The organism is Streptomyces rubrogriseus (assembly GCF_027947575.1).
Classification (GTDB): domain Bacteria; phylum Actinomycetota; class Actinomycetes; order Streptomycetales; family Streptomycetaceae; genus Streptomyces; species Streptomyces rubrogriseus.
On record NZ_CP116256.1, the window covers coordinates 5,624,842 to 5,644,919 of the forward strand.

Sequence of the window (20,078 nt, forward strand, 5' to 3'; positions counted from 1 at the left end):
GCCCGGTCCTCGCATGTGTTCTGTTCCTGACGGAAGGACGGTTCCCCACCGTGCGAAGAACCCGAATCCTCACCGTGCTGCTGGCCCTCGCGGCCGGCCTGCTCGCGGGCAGTCCGCCCGGCGCGCTGGCCGCCGAGACCTCGGAGGCGGCGGTCGCCGCCGACAGCTACACGTGGAAGAACGCCCGCGTCGACGGGGGCGGCTTCGTCCCCGGCATCGTCTTCAACCGGACCGAGAAGGACCTGGCCTACGCCCGCACCGACATCGGCGGCGCCTACCGCTGGCAGGAGGAGTCCCACACCTGGACGCCGCTCCTGGACCACGTCGGCTGGGACGACTGGGGGCACACGGGCGTGGTCAGTGTCGCCTCCGACCCGGTCGACCCCGACCGGGTGTACGCGGCGGTCGGCACGTACACCAACGACTGGGACCCGACGAACGGCGCCGTGCTGCGCTCCGCCGACCGGGGCGCGAGCTGGGAGAAGACGGACCTGCCCTTCAAGCTGGGCGGCAACATGCCGGGCCGCGGCATGGGCGAGCGCCTGGCCGTCGACCCGCACGACAACGACGTGCTGTACCTGGGCGCCCCCAGCGGCCACGGACTGTGGCGGTCCACCGACGCGGGCGTCACCTGGTCCGAGGTGACGGCCTTCCCCAACCCCGGCAACTACGCCCAGGACCCGAGCGACACGTCCGGCTACGCCTCCGACAACCAGGGCATCACCTGGGTCACCTTCGACGAGTCGACGGGCGGCGGCGCGGGCACAGCGACGGGGACCGTCTACGTCGGGGTCGCGGACAAGGAGAACGCGGTCTACCGCTCGACCGACGCGGGCGCGACCTGGGAGCGGCTCGCCGGGCAGCCGACGGGCTACCTGGCCCACAAGGGCGTGCTGGACGCCGAGAACGGCTACCTGTACCTGGCGTACAGCGACACGGGTGGCCCGTACGACGGCGGCAAGGGCCGGCTGTACCGGTACGCGACGGCGACCGGCACCTGGACGGACATCAGCCCGGCCGCGGAGGCGGACACCTACTACGGCTTCAGCGGCCTGACCGTCGACCGTCAGCACCCGGGGACGGTGATGGCGACCGCGTACAGCTCGTGGTGGCCGGACACGCAGATCTTCCGCTCGACGGACAGCGGTGCGACGTGGTCCCAGGCGTGGAGCTACACCTCGTACCCGAACCGTGAGAACCGCTACACGATGGACGTCTCCTCCTCCCCGTGGCTCACCTGGGGCGCGAACCCGACGCCGCCCGAGCAGACGCCGAAGCTGGGCTGGATGACGGAGGCGCTGGAGATCGACCCGTTCGACTCGGACCGCATGATGTACGGCACGGGCGCCACGATCTACGGCACGGAGAACCTGACGAACTGGGACGAGGCGGGCGGCACGTTCGCCATCGAGCCGATGGTGCGGGGCTTGGAGGAGACGGCCGTCAACGACCTGGCCTCTCCGCCGTCGGGTGCCCCACTGCTCAGCGCGCTGGGCGACGTCGGCGGCTTCCGGCACACCAGCCTGACCGAGGTCCCGTCGATGATGTACACCTCGCCGAACTTCACCTCGACGACGAGCCTGGACTTCGCGGAGACGAAGCCGGACGTCGTGGTCCGGGCGGGCAACCTCGACTCCGGCCCGCACGTCGCGTTCTCCACGGACAACGGGGCCAACTGGTTCGGCGGCACCGACCCGTCCGGGGTGAGCGGCGGCGGCACGGTCGCGGCGGGCGCGGACGGCAGCCGCTTCGTGTGGAGCCCGGACGGCACCGGCGTGCAGTACACCACCGGCTTCGGTACGTCCTGGCAGGCGTCGACCGGTATCCCGGCGGGCGCGATCGTCGAGTCCGACCGGGTGAACCCGAAGACCTTCTACGGCTTCAAGTCCGGGAAGTTCTACGTCAGTTCGGACGGCGGCGCTACCTTCACCGCGTCGGCCGCGACCGGGCTGCCCGCCGGTGACAGCGTCCGCTTCAAGGCACTGCCTGGTGGGGAGGGCGACGTCTGGCTGGCCGGCGGGGCGGCGGACGGCCCGTACGGCCTGTGGCACTCCACGGACGGCGGCGAGACCTTCACCAAGCTGCCGGGCGTCGACGCGGCGGACACCGTCGGCTTCGGCAAGGCGGCCCCCGGAGCCTCGTACCAGACCCTGTTCACCAGCGCGGAGATCGGCGGGGTGCGCGGCATCTTCCGCTCCACCGACGCGGGCGCGACCTGGACCCGCGTCAACGACGACGCCCACCAGTGGGGCTGGACCGGCGCCGCCATCACCGGCGACCCGCGGGTGTACGGCCGGGTGTACGTGGCGACCAACGGACGCGGCGTGATCTACGGCGACACCTCGGACACGGGCGGGGGCACCGATCCGGGTCCCGACCCGACGCCCACCGGAGCCTGCGAGGTGACGTACACGGTCACGAACCAGTGGTCGGGCGGCTTCCAGGCGGACGTCCGCCTCACCAACACCGGCACGTCGGCCTGGAACGGTTGGACCGTCGACTGGTCGTTCCCCGGCGACCAGAAGGTCACCCAGATGTGGAACGCCGAGCACACCCAGTCCGGTACGGCGGTGACTGCCAGGAACGTCGGCTGGAACGCCGGTGTGGCCCCCGGTGCCTCGGTCGGCTTCGGGTTCACCGGGAGCTGGTCGGGGACCAACGCGGAACCGGAAGGGTTCGCCGTCGCCGGACGCGCGTGCCCGGCCGCTACGTGACGGGACCGGTGAAGATCGCCGTCTCCGAGTCGAAGTCGGGGGCGACCTCGATCTGGATCAGCTTCTCGCCCTTGGGGAGTTCGCAGCCCCAGGGCACGCTGATCGACCGGCCGGCGAGGAGCTTGGTCTGGGGAGTGCCGTCGAGACCTGTGTCGGAGTCGAAGACGGACTCGCTGCTCCGGCCGTCCTTGCCGTAGGAGCAGTTGACGGTGAGCAGCGTGGTGTCGAGGGTCTTGGTGCCGCTGTTCTTGACCTTGACCGTGAACCGCGCGTAGGGGGTCTTCTCGGGCATGGCGTACTCGCTCGACACCGTGCGTTCGAAGCCGGACAGGGTGACCTCGACGTCGGACTCGTAGGTGACCGTCTCGTCGAGCGCGTGGACACCGTCGTCGGTGTCCTCGGAGGCCGCAGGGGCTTCCTCCGCGGCCTCCTCCTCGGCCGCGGGGGTGTCGCCCCCGTTCACGGACGCCGTCTCGGTGACGGTGACCGTGGGCGCGGGTCCCGCCTCGTCGTCACCGCCGACTCCCGCGGTGACGGCCGCCGACACGGCCGCGGCCACCACCGCGGCGGCCACGGCGACGAGCACCGTGCGGTTCTTCCTCGGCGGCGGGGGCGGAGGCACCGGTGGCGGCCCGTAGGACGGCATGGGCGGTGGTGTGAAGTCGTTGCTCATGGTTCCCCCCGGGAGATGGTGCTGTTGCGTGGTGCATCATCTCCCGGGAGGCCGTCCTGTGGAGATCATGTGATGGAATCGTGTCCATGATCGTCGGGCGGGGCCTTTCGGCCGGTAGGGTCGCGGGCCGACGCGACCGTCCGGGAGGGCGCGTGCCGACGGCGCCCCCTCACGCGCCCGTGCCCCATGTGCCCGTTTCACGCCCTTGTGGCTCTGCCGCCCTTCTTCGACCGTTGAGTGGGCGGGAGTGGTGGCGAGGACTGGGGGAACCGCATGGCACGAACCTGGGAGGGACCGGCGGGGCGGCTGCTGCTCGGACTTGCGGTGCTGCTGCACCGGACGGTCACGGACCGGGCCGCGAAGAGAAGACTAGAACACTGGCGCAACGCCGCTCTGCGCGCCGCGTACCGGCGGGGCGTGCCGGTCGGGGTGCTCGCCTCCCGGACGCGGCTGACGCAGAGGTGGGTCAGGACGGTGGTCACCGGCGGGAAGCCCCCGCCGGTGGACGAGGCCGCATGAGGGTCAGGGCGTGTAGACCGACGGCCGCGGGGCCGTCGGCATCCCGCTTCCGAGGAAGAAGCTCGGGTGCGGCGGCTGGTTGTAGGCGGTGTTCTGCCAGGACAGGGCGGTGCGGTACTGGGTGTCGTGGAGAAGGGTCGTGATGCGGGTGTCCGTGTCGTAGGGGGTGGAGTAGATGCGCAGGGCCGTGTTGTTCGACGTGCGCCAGACGACCTCCTCGCGCCAGTCGCCGAGGATGTCGCCGGCCAGGACCGGGGTGGCCTTGGTGCCGTTGTTGGAGGCGACGCCGGAGCCGGTGAGCAGGCGGGTGTCGCCCGAGGTGCCGTACTTGTCGACGTGGGTGCCGTCGAGGAGTTCGCGGCCGGTGTCGCCGTCCCACCAGGACAGGAAGTTGGCGCTGGAGGGTTTGCGGCTGCTGACGACGGTGCCCTTGGGGTTGCGGATGCCGCTCTCGGCGGACGACCAGGACTCGGCGCCCGCACTGCCCGACCAGATGTCCCCGGAGACGCCGCGGCCGTTGTCGCCGCTCGCGCCGGTGGACCAGAGGATCTGGCCCGTGCGGGCGTCCGCCATGTACGACGAGGGCTTCGAGCCGTCCTCGTCGACCTTGAACTCCTCCAGGCCCGCACGGGACGGGTCGAGGTCGCCGACGTGCATGGCGTCGCCGTGGCCGTTCCGGGTGGTCCACAGGGCGTAGCCGTTGTCGTCGACGGCCATCGCGCCGTAGACGATCTCGTCCCGGCCGTCGCCGTCCACGTCCGCGACGGAGAGCTGGTGGTTGCCCTGGCCGTCGTAGCCCTTGCCGCTGTTGGTGGAGGAGTTGGTGTCGAAGGTCCAGCGGCGGGTGAACTGCCCGTTCCGCCAGTCCCAGGCGGCGATCACCGTGCGCGTGTAGTAGCCGCGCGCCATGATCACGGAGGGGCGGGAGCCGTCCAGGTACGCCGTGCCCGCCAGGAACCGGTCGACGCGGTTGCCGTAGGAGTCGCCCCAGGAGGAGACCGAGCCGCGGGCCGGCACGTAGTCGACGGTGCCCATGGCCCTGCCGGTCCGGCCGTTGAACATGGTGAGGTATTCGGGGCCCGAGAGGACGTAGCCGCTCGAGTTGCGGTGGTCCGCCGACGAACTGCCGATGACCGCGCCGCTGCCGTCCGTGGTGCCGTCGGCGGTCTTCATGGCGACCTCGGCCAGGCCGTCGCCGTCGTAGTCGTACACCTGGAACTGGGTGTAATGGGCGCCGGAGCGGATGTTGCGGCCCAGGTCGACGCGCCACAGGCGGGTGCCGTCGAGCTTGATGCCGTCGACGATCGTGTTGCCGGTGTAGCCGGACTGGGAGTTGTCCTTGGCGTTGGTCGGCTGCCACTTGAGGACGATGTCGAGGGCGCCGTCGCCGTCGAGGTCGCCGACGGAGGCGTCGTTGGCCTCGTAGGTGTAGGAGACACCGTCGGGGGTGGTGCCGCCGGAGGGCGGGCTGATCGGTACGTCCTTGTAGCCCGCGCGGAACTGGATCGCGTGGACGGAGTCGCCCTGCTCCGTGCCGTTCACGACCGCGCGGACGGTGTAGTCGGCGTGGGAGGGGGCGCCGGAGTGGAAGTAGGTGGTGGAGCCGGTGACGGGGCTGGAGTTGACCTTCGTGCCGGCCCGGTAGACGTTGAACGCGACGTTGTCCGGGTCGGTGCCCAGCCAGCGCCAGCCGACCAGGTTCCCGTCGCCGGTGTGGACGCTGACGACGCCCCGGTCCAGGGCTTCGACCTGGCGTGCCGTGGCGGCCTCGGCGGTGTCGGGGGCCAGCGCGGTCAGGCCCGCGGCGAGGAGCCCGGCGGCGGCGAGGGCCGCGGCCAGGGCGAGTGGGCGTCTGCGGTGCGGGTGGGGGCGTGGGGGCGGGTGTGGGGGTGCCTCACGGGACGAACCTCCTGAGGGGCGGATGGATTCCGCCTCTCAGTCGCCGCCCGGGGCGGCCGGGTTGCCGCCCTTCGCCGGGGACTTCCTGAACGCCGCGAGGGTGAAGACCGGGTCGGGCCGGGGCCGGTCCTGGTCCGGCAGGGCCGCGAGGCGCGCGGCGAACTCCTCGGCGAGCGGCTCGCCCGGCGGCAGCGTGACGAACCAGCCGCGCCGCAGGTCGGCGACGGTCCGGCGGGGGCTGCGGCCCTGGCCGTGGCCGGTGAAGCGGGCCGTGCCCGCGGGGACCAGGCCGTGGTCGCGGGCGTATTCCTCGACCAGGTGGGCGGCGTCGTGCGCGACGCTGGGCGGCCGGGCGGCGAGCACGGCGTCGATGTCGCTGCCCACGTTGTGCGAGGCGCCCTTGTCCACCGTGGTCACATAGGTCCCGCCGGGCCGCAGCACGCGGGCGCACTCGGCGACGATCGCCCGCACGTTCTCGGCGCCGCCTGCGAGGTGCAGCAGCCACACGCTGGCGACGGCGTCGAACTCCCCGTCGGCGAAGGGGAGTCGGCGACTGTCGGCGAGGACGACGGCGCCGGGCAGCCGGGCCGCGGCTCGGCGCGCCATGGCGGGGGCGAGGTCGACGCCCACCACCCGCAGGTCGTCCCGTCCGGCGACGATCCGCCGGGTGACGATGCCGGTGCCGCAGGCCACGTCGAGCAGCCGGCGGGCCTGCCGCGGCACCAGACTCAGCACGCCCTCCGCGGCCGCCGCGGCCCGGGGCTCGCCGCCGCGGGAGTCGTCGTAGCGTTCCGCTTCCTTGTCGTAGTCGAGCACACCGTCAGTGTGCCCCGTGACCGGCGGCCAGGTCCTCCACCCTGCGGGCGAGCTCCACGTCCTTCTCGGTGACGGCGCCGCCCGCACTGTGGGTGTGTACGGCGAGGGCGACCGTGTTGTAGCCGAGGGTCAGGTCGGAGTGGTGGTCGAGCTCCTCCTGCACCTGGGCGACGTGGACGACCATCGCGGCCGCCGCGAAGTGCGAGCCGAGCCGGTAGGAGCGGGTGAGGCGGCCGGCCTCGAGGGACCAGCCGGGCAGGGTGGCCAGCCGCTCCTCGACCTCCTGCGGCGACAGCGGTTCGACGGGCATGGGCTGCGCTCCTCTCCTGGGCGGGTTCGCCTCAGCCTGCCACAGCGCGGCCGCTCCGGCGCGCCCCGGCGTCGACTACCGTTCCGGGTATGACCGCACTCGTGTCCGGCACTTCCCCCGCCACCGACCGGGGCGTGGGCCCGATGCTGCGTGCCTGGCGGGAGCGGCGGCGGGTCAGCCAGCTGGAGCTGGCGTTGCGCGCCGACTCCTCCGCCCGGCACATCAGTTTCGTCGAGACGGGCCGTTCCCGGCCGAGCGAGGAGATGGTGCTGCGCCTCGCCGAGCACCTGGACGTCCCGGTGCGCGAGCGCAACGCGCTGCTGCTCGCGGCCGGTTACGCCCCGCACTACCCGGAGACCCCGCTGGACGACCCCGCGCTGGGCGCCCTGCGCGCGGGCATGGAGCGGCTGATCCGGGGCTACGAGCCGTATCCGGCGCTGGTCGTCGACGCGACGTACCAGGTGCTGGCGGCCAACCGGGGGATCGCGATGCTGATGGACGGCGTCGCGGAGCACCTGCTCACGCCGCCGCTGAACGCCATCCGGCTGACGCTGCACCCGGACGGCCTGGCGCCGCGCATCCGCAACCTGCGCGAGTGGCGCGGACACCTGCTGGAGCAGATGCAGCGGCAGATCGCCCTGCACCGCTCGCGGCCGCTGCGGGAGCTGTACGACGAGGTGGCCGCCTATCCGGTGCCGGAGAGCGCGCCGGGCGCCGAGCCGGACGAGCCGGTGCCGTACTTCGCGCTGCCGATGCAGATCGAGCACGAGGGACACGTCCTGTCGTTCATCTCGTCCATCTCCACCTTCAACACCCCGATGGACGTGACGGTCGCCGAGCTGGCCATCGAGACGCTGCTCCCGGCCGACCCGGCGACGGTCAAGTACCTTCAGACGCTGCTGCCCTGATCCTGCCTCAGGGCCGCGTGCTGGAGCAGCGCGAACGCGGCGACGACGAGGGCCTGGAGCACCGTCCACACCGCCCCGGCCGTGGTGGGCGTGAGCCACAGGGCGAGGGCTGCGAAGCTGACGGCCGCCCAGGCGAGGTTGGCCTCGACGACGCCCCGGACGGCGAGCGCCGGGGGCCGGGAGCGGGCGGCCAGCAGGCCCACGCACCCGGCGTACACCGCGAGGAAGGCCCCGAGGGCGAGCAGCAGCCCGGAACCGGCGCCGAGGTAGCGGCCGAGCGGGCCGGACAGTACGAGGTAGGCGAGCGCGTTGGCGCCGGTCACCGCCGCGTCGAGGGCCAGGAAGCGGCGGAGCATCAGCCGCGGTTCGGCCGTACGGGCGAGTGCGGCAAGCTGGTGCGTGGACATGACGTGTCACCCTCCGTCGGGTCGGAGACGCTGGGGTCGGGCCGGGCCCCGGGCCGGAGTGCGCCGGACCGGAACCCGGTGGCTCCACGATCCCGCGCCGCACGGGGACGGTCGATTACCCGCCGGGTAATGCGTCCGGTCCGAGAATGATCCACGAACACCCCTGTGAGACTGACAGAGGAACATGACAGACTGCGACGAGACTTGGGCGCGTTGGGGAGGCGTGGCGTGAGCGAGCGACGGGCCGCACCCACCGTGGGCCAGGTGGTCCTCGGCAGACGGCTGCAGGAACTGCGGGAGACGGCGGGACTCAAGCGCGAGGAGGCCGCCAAGGTGCTTCGCGTGGCCCCGGCGACCGTGCGGCGCATGGAGATGGCCGAGGTCTCGCTGAAAATACCGTATGTCCAGATACTGCTGACGGCGTACGGAGTCGCCTCCGACGAGGTCGCGGCGTTCGTCGCGCTCGCCGAGGAGGCGAACCAGCCGGGCTGGTGGCAGCGTTACCACGACGTGCTGCCGGACTGGTTCAGCCTGTACGTGAGCCTGGAGGGCGCCGCACGGATCGTCCGGTCCTACGAGCCGCACTTCGTCCCCGGGCTGCTGCAGACCGAGGACTACGCGCGCTCGGTCCTGGAGGCCGGGACGATCGGCAACGCGGGCGCGGACGCGGTGGAGCGGCACGTGTCCCTGCGCATGGAGCGGCAGCGGCTCCTCGACCGTCCGGACCCGCCCCACCTGTGGGTGGTGATGGACGAGACGGTGCTGCGCCGACCGGTGAGCATCCACGGCCGGGTGATGCGCGAGCAGCTCGACAAGCTGCTGGAGTTCGCCGCCCGGGACCGGGTGACGCTCCAGGTCGCCGAGTTCGAGGACGGGCCGCACCCCGGGACGTACGCGCCGTTCACCCTGTTCCGCTTCGCGGAGCCGGAGCTGCCCGACATGGTCTTCACCGAGTACCTGACGGGCGCCCTGTACCTGGACTCCCGCACCGAGGTCTCCGCGCACCTGGAGGTCCTGGACCACATGACGGCGCGCGCCGCCTCGACCCAGCGCACCGAGAAGGTCCTGCGCGAGTACCGCGAGAACTTCTGACCGGCGACGACCCCGGCACCCGCCACCCGGCACCTGAGGAGACGACACCGCATGACCGGACCCGAGCCCGCCTCCGCGCCCCTCGACACCAGCCGGCCGCACCCGGCCCGCGTCTACGACTGGTGGCTGGGCGGCAAGGACAACTACCCGGTGGACGAGGAGCTGGCCCGCAGGATCCTCGCGGCGGACGGCACGGCGGTGCGCGGGGCCCGCGCGAACCGGCGGTTCATGCACCGGGCGGTCCGTACCCTCGCCGAGGCCGGGATCCGGCAGTTCCTGGACATAGGCACCGGCATCCCCACCGAGCCGAACCTGCACCAGGTGGCCCAGGCGGTGGCCCCCGAGTCGCGGGTCGTCTACGCCGACAACGACCCGATCGTCCTCCGGCACGCCGAGGCGCTGCTGCACGGCTCGGCGGAGGGCGCCACCGAGTACGTCCACGCGGACGTCCGGGACCCGGAGCGGATCCTGCGGCTGGCGGGCGAGTCCCTGGACTTCGACCGGCCCGTCGCCCTGTCGCTGGTGGCCCTGACCCACTACCTCGGCGACGCCGCCGACGGCGACGACGTGCACGGCCTGCTCAAGCGGTACAAGGACGTGCTCGCACCGGGCAGCCACCTGGTCCTCTCGCAGGTCACGCCCGATCTGAACCCGGCGGCGGTGGGGAAGGCCGCGGAGCTGTTCGCCCGTGGCGGCACGCCGTTCCACCCGCGTTCCCTCACCGAGTTCGCGCGCTTCTTCGACGGTCTGGAACTGCTGGGCCCCGGCATCATCCCGGTCACCGGCTGGCGGCCGGACCCCGAGGACGTGGCGGCCCAGACGGAGGGCATCGTGCCGGTGTACGCGGGGGTGGCCCGCAAGCTCTGACCCGCTCCGCGCACCGGCCCCCGGTCCGTACGTCCGGCGACCCGCCCCCTGACCCGTACGGGCGCCGCGAACAGGTGCGCTCCCGTGTCCGGCCCTAGGTTCGTGAACCAGGGCCTGGCGAGCACCCGGCACCGGGTGAGCAAGGGAGCGCACGTGACCGACACGCGGACACCGCCCACCGAGCCGGGCGCGGCGCTGCTGCGCGCGGGACGGTTCTTCCGGCCGGGCACCGCCGCACCCGACCTGCACAGCATCGGACTGGTCGGCGGGCGGGAGTCGGACGCCTTCTACCGGGACCGCTGGAGCCACGACAAGGTCGTGACGTCGACGCACGGCGTGAACTGCACGGGTTCGTGCCGGTGGAACGTGTTCGTCAAGGACGGCATCATCACCTGGGAGACCCAGGCCACGGACTATCCGTCGGTCGGCCCCGACCGCCCCGAGTACGAGCCGCGCGGCTGCCCCCGGGGCGCCGCGTTCTCCTGGTACACCTACTCCCCCACCCGGGTGCGCTACCCGTACGTGCGCGGGGTGCTCCTGGAGATGTACCGGGAGGCGAAGGCGCGGCTGACGGACCCGGTGCTGGCGTGGGCCGACATCCAGGGCGACCCGGAGCGCCGCACGCGATACCAGCGGGCGCGCGGCAAGGGCGGCCTGGTCCGGGCGAGCTGGGACGAGGCGGTCGAGATGATCGCCGCCGCGCACGTGCACACGATCCGCACCCACGGTCCCGACCGCATCGCGGGCTTCTCCCCCATCCCCGCGATGTCGATGGTGTCGCACGCGGCGGGCGCCCGCTTCCACTCGCTGATCGGCGCCCCGATGCTGTCGTTCTACGACTGGTACGCCGACCTGCCGGTGGCCTCTCCGCAGGTCTTCGGCGACCAGACGGACGTGCCGGAGTCGGGTGACTGGTGGGACGCGGCGTACCTGATCATGTGGGGTACGAACGTGCCGGTGACCCGCACGCCGGACGCGCACTGGATGGCGGAGGCCCGCTACCGGGGGCAGAAGGTGGTCGTTGTCTCGCCCGACTACGCCGACAACACCAAGTTCGCCGACCAGTGGCTGCACCCGCACCCCGGGACGGACGCGGCACTCGCCATGGCGATGGGGCACGTGGTGCTCAAGGAGTTCTTCGTCGACCGGACGACCCCGTTCTTCGACGACTACGTGCGCCGCTTCACCGACCTGCCGTTCCTGGTGACGCTGACCGAACGGGACGGGGCGTACGTCCCGGACAAGTTCCTGCGCGCCGCCGACCTGGGGCAGGGCGGCGACGACGCCCGCTGGAAGACGGTGGTCCTGGACGAGGCGACGGGCCGCGCGGTGGTCCCGAACGGCTCGCTGGGCTTCCGCTGGAACGAGGCCGACCAGGGGAAGTGGAACCTGGACCTGGGCGACGTGCGCCCCCGGCTGAGCCTGCACGGCCACGAGATGGCCTCGGGCGTGGAGATGCTCCTCCCCCGCTTCGACACCGAGGGCGGCACACACGGGCAGGGACGCGGCGACGTCCTGCGCCGCGGGGTGCCGGCGACGCGCCTCGGCGGGGCGACCGGGCCGCTGGTGACGACGGTCTTCGACCTGATGCTGGCCCAGTACGGCGTGGCCCGGCCGGACCTGCCGGGCGACTGGCCGGCGTCGTACGAGGACGCCGACGCGCCCGCCACCCCGGCCTGGCAGGAGACGCACACCTCGGTCCCGGCGGCGGCCTGCGTCCGCATCGCCCGCGAGTTCGCGCGCACCGCCGAACGCTCCAAGGGCCGCTGCATGATCCTGATGGGCGCGGGCACCAACCACTGGTTCCACTCCGAGACGATCTACCGGGGCTTCCTGGCCCTGCTCCAGCTCACCGGCTGCCAGGGCCGCAACGGCGGCGGCTGGGCGCACTACGTGGGCCAGGAGAAGTGCCGTCCGGTGACCGGCTGGGCGTCGCTGGCCGCCGCGTCGGACTGGTCGCGCCCGCCGCGCCAGGCGATCGGCACCGGGTACTGGTACCTGCACACCGACCAGTGGCGCTACGACCGGTTCCGCGCCGACGTCCTCGCCTCGCCGCTGGGCGAGGGGCGGCTGGCCGGGATGGCGGGCGCGGACTGCCTCGCCCTGTCGGCGCGGACGGGCTGGATGCCCTCGTACCCGACCTTCGACCGCAACCCGCTGGAGCTGGGCGAGACCTTCGGCGACCCGGTGGCGAACGTGGTGGCCGAACTGCGGGCGGGGACGCTCAAGTTCGCGGGCGAGGACCCGGACGCGCCGGAGAACTGGCCGCGGATCGTGACCCTGTGGCGGGCCAACCTGCTGGGCTCGTCCGGCAAGGGCGCCGAGTACTTCACCAAGCACCTGCTGGGCACCCAGTCCTCGCTGCGCGCCGAGGAGGCGGCGCCCGGCGAGCGGCCCCGGGACGTGGTCTGGCACGAGGAGGCGCCCGAGGGGAAGGTCGACCTGCTGCTGTCGCTGGACTTCCGGCACACCTCGTCCACGCTGCTGTCCGACGTGGTGCTGCCCGCCGCGACCTGGTACGAGAAGCACGACCTGTCCAGCACGGACATGCACCCCTACGTGCACGCCTTCTCCCCGGCGGTGGACCCGCCCTGGCAGGCGCGCACCGACTTCGACACCTTCAAGGTGCTCGCGGAGAAGCTGAGCGAACTGGCCGAGGACCACCTCGGTGTCCGCAAGGACCTGGTGGCGGCCCCGCTCCAGCACGACACCCCGGGCGAGATCGCCCAGCCGGGCGGTGTCGTACGGGACTGGCGGCGCGGGGAGTGCGAGCCGGAGCCGGGCAAGACCATGCCGAACCTCGTCGTCGTGGAGCGCGACTACACGGCGATCGGGGCGAAGTTCGCGGCGCTGGGACCGCTGGTGGAGGCCAAGGGCCTGCCCGCCAAGGGCATCACCCTGAAGCCGGACGAGGAGGTGGCGCGGCTGCGGGACCTCAACGGCACGGTGCGCGGCGGCCCGGCCGACGGGCGTCCGGCGCTGGACACGGCGGTCAAGGCGGCCAACACCATCCTGTCCCTGTCCGGCACCACCAACGGCCGCCTGGCCACCCAGGGCTTCCACACCCTGGAGGCGAAGACCGGGCAGGAGATGGCCCACCTGGCCGCCGAGCACGAGGGCAAGCGGATCACCTACGCGGACACCCAGGCGGCGCCCGTGCCGGTGATCACCTCGCCGGAGTGGTCCGGGAGCGAGGCGGGCGGGCGGCGCTACACGGCGTTCACGCTCAACACCGAGCACCTCAAGCCCTGGCACACCCTCACCGGGCGCCAGCACTTCTTCGTCGACCACGACTGGATGCACGAGCTGGGCGAGGCGCTGCCCGTGTACCGGCCGCCGCTGGACATGCACCGGCTGTTCGGCGAACCGCAGTTGGGCCCCGACGGGCACCGCGAGGTGACGGTCCGGTACCTCACCCCGCACAACAAGTGGTCCATCCACTCCGAGTACCAGGACAACCTGTTCATGCTGGCACTGTCCCGGGGCGGTCAGACCATCTGGATGTCCGCCGAGGACGCGGCGGCGATCGGGGTCGCCGACGACGACTGGATCGAGGCGGTCAACCGCAACGGCGTCGTCGTGGCCCGCGCGATCGTCTCGCACCGCATGCCGCCCGGCACGGTCTTCATGCACCACGCCCAGGAACGCACGGTCAACGTCCCGCTCACGGAGACGACCGGGAAACGCGGCGGCGTCCACAACTCACTCACCCGGCTCCTCCTCAAACCGACCCATCTCATCGGCGGCTACGCCCAGTTGTCCTGGGCGTTCAACTACCTGGGCCCGACGGGCAACCAGCGCGACGAGGTGACCGTGATCCGCGGCCGCTCCCAGGAGGTCGAGTACTGATGCGCCCGATGGCCCAGGTCGCGATGGTCATGAACCTCGACAAGTGCATCGGCTGCCACACCTGTTCGGTCACCTGCAAACAGGCGTGGACCAACCGGCGGGGCATGGAGTACGTCTGGTTCAACAACGTGGAGACCCGTCCCGGACAGGGCTACCCGCGCCGCTACGAGGACCAGGAGAAGTGGCGGGGCGGCTGGGAGCTGAACCGGCGCGGAGCGCTGCGGCTGAAGGCGGGCGGCCGGTTCAAGAAGCTCGCAGGCATCTTCTCCAACCCCCGGCTTCCGGAGATCAAGGACTACTACGAGCCCTGGACGTACGACTACAAGAACCTCACCGACGCCCCGCTCGGCACCGACTACCCGGTCGCGCGGCCCGTCTCGCAGCTCGACGGCAAGCCGATGAAGATCGGCTGGTCCTCGAACTGGGACGACAGCCTGGGCGGCGCGCCCGCCTACGGCGACCTGGACCCGATGGTGGAGCGCACCCGGCAGCAGGCTTCGGAGAAGGTGCGGTTCGCGTACGAAGAGACGTTCATGTTCTACCTGCCGCGCATCTGCGAGCACTGCCTGAACCCGTCATGCGTGGCGTCGTGTCCGTCGGGGGCGATGTACAAGCGCTCGGAGGACGGCATCGTCCTGGTCGACCAGGACCGCTGCCGGGGCTGGCGGATGTGCGTGACCGGCTGCCCGTACAAGAAGGTGTACTTCAACCACCGCACCGGCAAGGCGGAGAAGTGCACCTTCTGCTATCCGCGCATCGAGGTGGGCCAGCCCACCGTCTGCTCGGAGACCTGCGTGGGGCGGCTCAGATACCTGGGGGTCGTCCTGTACGACGCCGACAAGGTGACCGCGGCCGCCGAGACACCGAACGAACGCGATCTGTACGAAGCGCAGTTGGGTGTCTTCCTCGATCCGGAGGACCCCGGGGTGCGGCGGGCCGCCGAGGAGGCGGGGATCCCGTTCGACTGGATCGAGGCGGCCCGGCGCTCCCCCGTGCACGCGCTGGTCAGCAAGTACAAGGTCGCGCTGCCGCTGCATCCGGAGTACCGCACCATGCCGATGGTCTGGTACATCCCGCCGCTGTCGCCGGTCGTGGACGCGCTGACGGAGACCGGGCACGACGGCGAGGACGCGGACAACCTGTTCGGCGCGATCGACACGCTGCGCATCCCGCTGGAGTACCTGGCCGAGCTGTTCACGGCCGGTGACACCGGGCCCGTACGGGCCTCGCTGGAGAAGCTGGCGGCGATGCGGGCCCACATGCGGTCGGTCAACCTCGGCGAGGATCCGGACCCGGCCGTCTGCGCGGGCGTCGGCATGCGCCCCGAGGAGGTCCAGGAGATGTACCGGCTGCTGGCGATCGCCAAGTACGAGGAGCGGTACGTGATCCCGACGGCGGCCGTGGGGGACGCGCACCGGCTGGAGGCGTCCGCGCTGCCGGACACGTGCAGCCTGGACACCGACGGCGGCCCCGGCATGGGCGGCGACGGGCCCTTCGGCCAGGACTCGGGACGCAAGCGGCTGCCGCTGGTGCCGGTGGAGAACTTCCACATCCTGCGCAGGCGGCAGACCGCGGACGACGAGAGGGAGGTCTGAACCGATGCCCGGCTTCGAGGTGCTCCACCAGGCGGCGGCGCTCTGTCTGACGTATCCCGACGACGACTTCCGCGCCAGGCTGCCCCTGCTGCGCGAGGCGGCGCCGCAGCTGCGCGGTTTCACCGACCACGCGGCGGCGACCGGGCAGGGCGAACTCCAGGCGCACTACGTGGAGGTCTTCGACTTCAGGAACCGGCACAGCCTGTACCTGAGCTGGTGGACCGACGGCGACACCCGCAACCGCGGGATGTCCCTGGTCCGCTTCAAGGAGCTGTACCGCGCGCACGGCCTGGAGTTCACCGGCGAGGAACTGCCGGACTTCCTGCCGGCGGTCCTCGAGTTCGTCTCCCGCACCGGGGACATGACCATGCTCACCGAGCACCGCGACGCCCTGGACCAGTTGCGCTCCCGGCTCACCGCCTTCGGCACGCCCTACGCCTGCGTCCTGGACGCCGTGTGCGCCACCCTGCCGCCCGCACCCACCGGAGCCCGCCGATGAACGTCTTCCTGTGGGGCGTGCTGCCCTACGCCGCCTTCGCGCTGCTGATCGCGGGCCTGGTCTGGCGGCACCGCTACGACCGCTTCGGCTGGACGACCCGCTCCTCGCAGGTCTACGAGTCCAAGCTGCTGAACATCGCGTCGCCGGTCTTCCACTACGGCATCCTGTTCGTGCTCGCCGGCCATCTGATCGGCCTGTTCATCCCGGCGTCCTGGACGCAGTCGATCGGCATCAGCGAGCACGCGTACCACCTGTTCTCGCTCTACGGCGGCACGGTCTCCGGGGTCCTCGCGGTCGCCGGGATCGGCATCCTGATCTACCGGCGCCGCACCAACGCGCCGGTCTTCCGGGCCACCACGGCCAACGACAAGCTCATGTACGTCTTCCTGCTCGGCGCCCTGCTCCTGGGCATGATCGCCAAGCTGTCGGACACCTCCGGCAACGGCTACGACTACCGGAGCACCATCGCCCCCTGGTCGCGCAGCCTGTTCACGCTGAACCCGAAGACGGAGCTGATGGCGGGCGTCCCGGTGCTGTACCACGTGCACGCGGTGGTCGGCATGGTGCTGATCGCCCTGGTGCCCTACACCCGCCTGGTGCACATGTTCAGCGCGCCCCTGCAGTACCTGACCCGCCCGTACGTGGTCTACCGGTCGCGCGACCCCCGGCAGCTGGGGCCGCGCCCGGACCGGCGGGGCTGGGAGCGCGCGGGCTCCTGACCCGCCCGGCTACCTGTCCGCCACCACCTCCGGGCGCAGCATCAGGGCGCGGAGCTGCTCACGGCTCAGGGGCGTGGTCGGCAGCAGGGGGCCGAGCTGCCCGTGGCCGCGGTGACCCGCGCTGTCGCGGACGAACAGGGCCCGGCCGTCGGGCAGTACGAGCCGGCCCGTGAGTTCCTCGCCCCACTCCGGGCCGTCCTCGTTCCGCTCCCGCGGCTGCCGCCAGATGGTGAGCACCCGGCCGCCGGTCAGTTCCTCGCGCACGCAGTCGGTGCGCGGCGGCTCGGTCCCGCTCGGCGCGCAGAGGTCGTGGGCGGGGTCCAACCCGTCGGGGAACTTGGCCTCCAGGTACTTCCGGTCGTGCAGGGCGACCCCGAGGTAACCGACGCCGTCCCCGCGGCGGACGGCGTACCAGCCGTCCAGAGCGCCGTGGGACTCCCCGCTGGTGGCGGCGTCCAGATCCGCGTCCTTCAGCAGCACGGCCAGGGAGATCTCCTCGACCTCCCCGGCACCGGCCGGCAGCAGCCCCGCGAGCCGCTGCGCCCGCCCCGAGCCACCGGTCAGCTCGGTGTGCGCCGGAGCGGAGGCGGAAGGGGAGGCTGTGGCGGACGCCCGGTCCGCCCCGCCCGAGGGCACGGCGGACACGGTGAACAGCGCGCCGGCCATGACGGCCAGCGCCCCGCCGGCCACCGCCGCGCGGCGCCTTCGGCGCACCCTGGCCGCCTCGGCGAACACCGCCGCCGCGTCGAACGAGGGACCGCCGGCCCCCTCGGCGGCCCGGGCGAGCAGGTCGCGCACCTCGTCGTCCCTGGCGTCGCTCATACGAACTCCTTCCCCACCTGGGCGCGGAGCGCCGCCAGCCCGCGGGCCGTGTGGCTCTTCACCGTGTTCTCCCGCATTCCGAGCACCGCGGCGGTCGCCTCGACGCTCTGGTCCTCCCAGTAGCGCAGCACCAGCACGGCCCGCTGCCGCGGTGTGATGCGGGCCAGCGCCTCCCGCACCACCATCCCGGTCTCCGAGTCGGTGTCGGGAGCGGCGCGTTCGGGCAGCTCCCCGTACGCGTGCTCACGCCGCCAGAACCGGCGTCTGCCCTCGATGAAGGTGTTGAACAGCGTCTTGCGCGCGTACGCCTCGACGTTGTCCAGCTTCTGCAGGCGCCGCCAGCCGAGCACCACCTTGACCAAGGTCGTCTGCACCAGGTCCTCCGCCTCGTGGCGGTTGCCGCACATCAGGTAGGCGCTCCTGAAGAGCGCCAGGCGTCTGTCCCGGACGAAGTCGTGCAGCGCGTCCTCACCGTGATCCACCCCACCCCCCTTTCCCCACCCGCCCGCGCGGACGGTCTCACCGTTCAAGTGCGGTGGCCCGCCCTCCCGGTTGCGGCCCGCCCGGCCGAATCCGGGGACGGAAAAGGCGGCGGACTCCGCAACGTCTCGCCCAGGCCACCGCATTGAGAGGGAGTACGGACGTCCGACACGAGAACACAGCGGGAGAGCCCACCATGAGTGGAATACGCGTACGCACGAGAACCGCCGCCGCGGTCCTGGCCCTGGCCGCGGTCACCGTACCGGCCGCCACGGCGCACGCCGGTGCCCGGTGGTCCGCCGCCGACCTGACGGGCGTGGGCCACGCGGCGCTCACCGGCGTCACCAGGGTGGACGGCGACACCACCTGGGCTTACGGGGTCAAGGTCCGCCAGGAGGGCAAAGTCCAGCCCAGGACGCCCCTGCTGCTGGCCCGCGACGACGACGAGAGGTCCTGGCGGGAGATCCCCATGCCGGCGTTCGCCGACCGCGCCAACCAGATCAGCTCGATCGACGCCGTGTCCCAGGAGGACGCCTGGGCGGTCGGTCTGTACGAGGAGTCGCGCGGGGCCTTCCTCACCCAGCACTGGGACGGCACCGAGTGGCGGGTGGTCGACGCGCCGGCGCCGGAGGGGATCCGGCTCGCCGGTGCGGGACTGCTGGACGTGTCGGCACGGGCCTCCGACGACGTGTGGGCGGTCGGCTGGCTCATCGTCGTCGACAGCGAGGTGCCCAACCCGGACAAGCCCGGGGGGACGATCCAGGAGACGCACGCCGAGGCGATGCTCCAGCACTGGGACGGCGAGGCGTGGCATCTCGTGCCCGTACCGGACGCCGCCTCGCTGTGGACGTACTCCGTCACCGCACTCGCCGACGACGACGTGTGGGTCTCCGGGTACACCTTGGACGACCGGCCCGCGATGCTGCACTACGACGGCTCTTCCTGGTCCCGCGTACCGGTCCCCTACGACGGGGTCAACGGCGAACTGACGGACCTGGAGGCCCGCGGGCCGAACGATATATGGGCCGCGGGCCGGAAGCTGGTCGACGACGAGGACCCGGGGCACGCGCTGCTCGCGCACTGGGACGGCCGCTCCTGGAAGCAGGTGCCGACCCCCGCCGACGCCGGTCGCGTGAACGACCTGACCCTCGCACCCGCCGGTGTGGTGGCCGCCGGGGAACAGCCGGACGGCACGCCGTACGTGATGCGGATGCGCCACGGCCGGTGGTCCCAGCCGCCGGTGCCGCCGGGCGGTACGGACGGCAGCCGGTACCTGACCTCGGTGGCCTGGACCCCGCGGGGCGTCACCGCCGTCGGCTACGAGGAGGGGACGACGGGCCTCCCCAGCCCGTTGCTGCTGACCGGCGGGCGCTGACTCCCGGCCGCTCCGGGCCGCCCACGCCGGGCCGCCCACGCCGGGCCGCCCGCACCCTCCGGCACCGGACGTGAACGTGCCGGAGGGCGCGGGGCGTCCAGGTCAGGCGAGCTTGGCCGACAGGGTGATGGTCGTGCCGGTCAGGGCCTGGCTGACCGGGCAGTTCTTCTTGGCGTCCTCGGCGGCGGCGACGAAGGCGTCGTTGTCGAGGCCGGGGACGGTGCCCTCCACGGTGAGGTGGATGCCCTTGATGCCCTCGCCGGGCTGGAAGGTGACGTCGGCGGAGGTGGTGAGCTTGGTGGGCGGGGTGCCGGCGCCGGCCAGGCCGTGCGACAGCGCCATGGAGAAGCAGCTGGAGTGGGCGGCGGCGATCAGCTCCTCCGGGCTGGTCTTGCCGTTCGCCTGCTCGGCGCGCGACGGCCACGACACCGGCTGCTCGCCGATGCCGGACGAGTCGAAGGTGACGACACCGTTGCCCTCGAGCAGGTTGCCTTCCCAGACGGTGTGTGCGGAGCGCGTGGTTGCCACGGCGGT

18 protein-coding genes are annotated in these 20,078 nt (G+C 72.3%); 10 read left to right on the plus strand and 8 right to left on the minus strand.

All coding sequences use genetic code 11. From position 1 onward, the window contains the following. The first annotated feature begins 50 nt into the window (after positions 1-50). On the plus strand, positions 51-2,714 hold the full coding sequence (locus tag Sru02f_RS25635; RefSeq protein ID WP_109028527.1) for a xyloglucanase: 2,664 nt from the start codon (positions 51-53) through the stop codon (positions 2,712-2,714). Here the strand turns inward: Sru02f_RS25635 and Sru02f_RS25640 are convergent. Beyond that, positions 2,707-3,387, minus strand: coding sequence for a hypothetical protein (locus Sru02f_RS25640; protein WP_109028526.1), 681 nt, complete (start codon positions 3,385-3,387; stop codon positions 2,707-2,709). The genes Sru02f_RS25635 and Sru02f_RS25640 overlap by 8 nt on opposite strands. 273 nt (positions 3,388-3,660) lie before the next feature. Between Sru02f_RS25640 and Sru02f_RS25645 the strand changes: the two genes are divergently transcribed. After that, a complete protein-coding gene (locus Sru02f_RS25645) occupies positions 3,661-3,906 on the plus strand; it encodes a hypothetical protein (RefSeq protein ID WP_003972436.1) in 246 nt (81 codons plus the stop codon). 3 nt (positions 3,907-3,909) lie between these two features. On the opposite strand, the gene Sru02f_RS25650 is transcribed toward Sru02f_RS25645, so the two are convergent. The 3 genes from Sru02f_RS25650 to Sru02f_RS25665 form a co-directional block, all read right to left on the minus strand. Beyond that, on the minus strand, positions 3,910-5,745 hold the full coding sequence (locus Sru02f_RS25650; protein WP_457853527.1) for a rhamnogalacturonan lyase: 1,836 nt from the start codon (positions 5,743-5,745) through the stop codon (positions 3,910-3,912). Positions 5,746-5,841: 96 nt separating this feature from the next. Beyond that, a complete protein-coding gene (locus tag Sru02f_RS25660) occupies positions 5,842-6,621 on the minus strand; it encodes a class I SAM-dependent methyltransferase (RefSeq protein ID WP_109028524.1) in 780 nt (259 codons plus the stop codon). A 4-nt stretch (positions 6,622-6,625) separates the two neighbouring features. Continuing rightward, the gene (locus tag Sru02f_RS25665) at positions 6,626-6,931 is read right to left on the minus strand and encodes a 4a-hydroxytetrahydrobiopterin dehydratase (protein WP_109028523.1); all 306 of its coding nucleotides are present in this window, start codon (positions 6,929-6,931) and stop codon (positions 6,626-6,628) included. Between the two features lie 89 nt (positions 6,932-7,020). On the opposite strand from Sru02f_RS25665, the gene Sru02f_RS25670 reads away from it, so the two are divergent. After that, entirely contained in the window at positions 7,021-7,839 is an 819-nt protein-coding gene (locus Sru02f_RS25670) for a helix-turn-helix domain-containing protein (RefSeq protein WP_109028522.1), read from the plus strand. Here the strand turns inward: Sru02f_RS25670 and Sru02f_RS25675 are convergent. Next, positions 7,821-8,246 carry a hypothetical protein gene (locus Sru02f_RS25675; RefSeq protein WP_109028521.1) on the minus strand — a complete coding sequence of 142 codons (426 nt, stop codon included), beginning with the start codon at positions 8,244-8,246 and terminating at the stop codon, positions 7,821-7,823. The genes Sru02f_RS25670 and Sru02f_RS25675 overlap by 19 nt on opposite strands. Before the next feature lie 228 nt (positions 8,247-8,474). Between Sru02f_RS25675 and Sru02f_RS25680 the strand changes: the two genes are divergently transcribed. From Sru02f_RS25680 to narI, 6 genes are all read left to right on the plus strand, one after another. After that, positions 8,475-9,338 (plus strand): helix-turn-helix domain-containing protein, encoded by an 864-nt coding sequence (locus Sru02f_RS25680; RefSeq protein ID WP_003972442.1) that lies wholly within the window; start codon positions 8,475-8,477, stop codon positions 9,336-9,338. A 51-nt stretch (positions 9,339-9,389) separates the two neighbouring features. Then, positions 9,390-10,205, plus strand: a complete 816-nt coding sequence (locus tag Sru02f_RS25685) for an SAM-dependent methyltransferase (protein WP_109028520.1) — start codon at positions 9,390-9,392, stop codon at positions 10,203-10,205. Positions 10,206-10,358: 153 nt separating this feature from the next. Then, positions 10,359-14,054: a nitrate reductase subunit alpha gene (locus tag Sru02f_RS25690; protein WP_109028968.1), complete on the plus strand. Its 3,696-nt coding sequence runs from the start codon at positions 10,359-10,361 to the stop codon at positions 14,052-14,054. Then, on the plus strand, positions 14,054-15,649 hold the full coding sequence (gene narH, locus Sru02f_RS25695) for a nitrate reductase subunit beta (RefSeq protein WP_109028519.1): 1,596 nt from the start codon (positions 14,054-14,056) through the stop codon (positions 15,647-15,649). The genes Sru02f_RS25690 and narH overlap by 1 nt, the downstream gene beginning before the upstream one ends. A gap of 4 nt (positions 15,650-15,653) precedes the next feature. Further along, a complete protein-coding gene (narJ, locus tag Sru02f_RS25700; RefSeq protein ID WP_109028518.1) occupies positions 15,654-16,148 on the plus strand; it encodes a nitrate reductase molybdenum cofactor assembly chaperone in 495 nt (164 codons plus the stop codon). Then, the gene (gene narI, locus Sru02f_RS25705) at positions 16,145-16,867 is read left to right on the plus strand and encodes a respiratory nitrate reductase subunit gamma (RefSeq protein WP_109028517.1); all 723 of its coding nucleotides are present in this window, start codon (positions 16,145-16,147) and stop codon (positions 16,865-16,867) included. The genes narJ and narI overlap by 4 nt, the downstream gene beginning before the upstream one ends. Before the next feature lie 9 nt (positions 16,868-16,876). Here the strand turns inward: narI and Sru02f_RS25710 are convergent, their stop codons facing one another. Further along, positions 16,877-17,689 (minus strand): hypothetical protein, encoded by an 813-nt coding sequence (locus Sru02f_RS25710; protein WP_109028516.1) that lies wholly within the window; start codon positions 17,687-17,689, stop codon positions 16,877-16,879. Then, positions 17,686-18,171, minus strand: a complete 486-nt coding sequence (locus Sru02f_RS25715) for a SigE family RNA polymerase sigma factor (protein WP_109028515.1) — start codon at positions 18,169-18,171, stop codon at positions 17,686-17,688. Before Sru02f_RS25715 ends, Sru02f_RS25710 begins: the two co-directional genes overlap by 4 nt. A gap of 194 nt (positions 18,172-18,365) precedes the next feature. Here Sru02f_RS25715 and Sru02f_RS25720 point away from each other — a divergent pair, with 194 nt between their 5' ends. Further along, positions 18,366-19,544 carry a hypothetical protein gene (locus Sru02f_RS25720; protein WP_109028514.1) on the plus strand — a complete coding sequence of 393 codons (1,179 nt, stop codon included), beginning with the start codon at positions 18,366-18,368 and terminating at the stop codon, positions 19,542-19,544. 102 nt (positions 19,545-19,646) lie between these two features. Here the strand turns inward: Sru02f_RS25720 and Sru02f_RS25725 are convergent, their stop codons facing one another. Then, positions 19,647-20,072: an OsmC family protein gene (locus tag Sru02f_RS25725; RefSeq protein WP_003972448.1), complete on the minus strand. Its 426-nt coding sequence runs from the start codon at positions 20,070-20,072 to the stop codon at positions 19,647-19,649. Positions 20,073-20,078 lie beyond the last annotated feature (6 nt).

Excerpts from the sequence above, each read along its gene's own strand:
- Sru02f_RS25640 (WP_109028526.1), bottom strand. The coding sequence starts at position 3,387 with ATGAGCAACGACTTCACACCACCGCCCATGCCGTCCTACGGGCCGCCA.
- Sru02f_RS25645 (WP_003972436.1), top strand. The coding sequence starts at position 3,661 with ATGGCACGAACCTGGGAGGGACCGGCGGGGCGGCTGCTGCTCGGACTT.
- Sru02f_RS25665 (WP_109028523.1), bottom strand. The coding sequence starts at position 6,931 with ATGCCCGTCGAACCGCTGTCGCCGCAGGAGGTCGAGGAGCGGCTGGCC.
- Sru02f_RS25670 (WP_109028522.1), top strand. The coding sequence starts at position 7,021 with ATGACCGCACTCGTGTCCGGCACTTCCCCCGCCACCGACCGGGGCGTG.
- Sru02f_RS25675 (WP_109028521.1), bottom strand. The coding sequence starts at position 8,246 with ATGTCCACGCACCAGCTTGCCGCACTCGCCCGTACGGCCGAACCGCGG.
- Sru02f_RS25685 (WP_109028520.1), top strand. The coding sequence starts at position 9,390 with ATGACCGGACCCGAGCCCGCCTCCGCGCCCCTCGACACCAGCCGGCCG.
- narH (WP_109028519.1), top strand. The coding sequence starts at position 14,054 with ATGCGCCCGATGGCCCAGGTCGCGATGGTCATGAACCTCGACAAGTGC.
- narJ (WP_109028518.1), top strand. The coding sequence starts at position 15,654 with ATGCCCGGCTTCGAGGTGCTCCACCAGGCGGCGGCGCTCTGTCTGACG.
- narI (WP_109028517.1), top strand. The coding sequence starts at position 16,145 with ATGAACGTCTTCCTGTGGGGCGTGCTGCCCTACGCCGCCTTCGCGCTG.
- Sru02f_RS25710 (WP_109028516.1), bottom strand. The coding sequence starts at position 17,689 with ATGAGCGACGCCAGGGACGACGAGGTGCGCGACCTGCTCGCCCGGGCC.
- Sru02f_RS25720 (WP_109028514.1), top strand. The coding sequence starts at position 18,366 with ATGAGTGGAATACGCGTACGCACGAGAACCGCCGCCGCGGTCCTGGCC.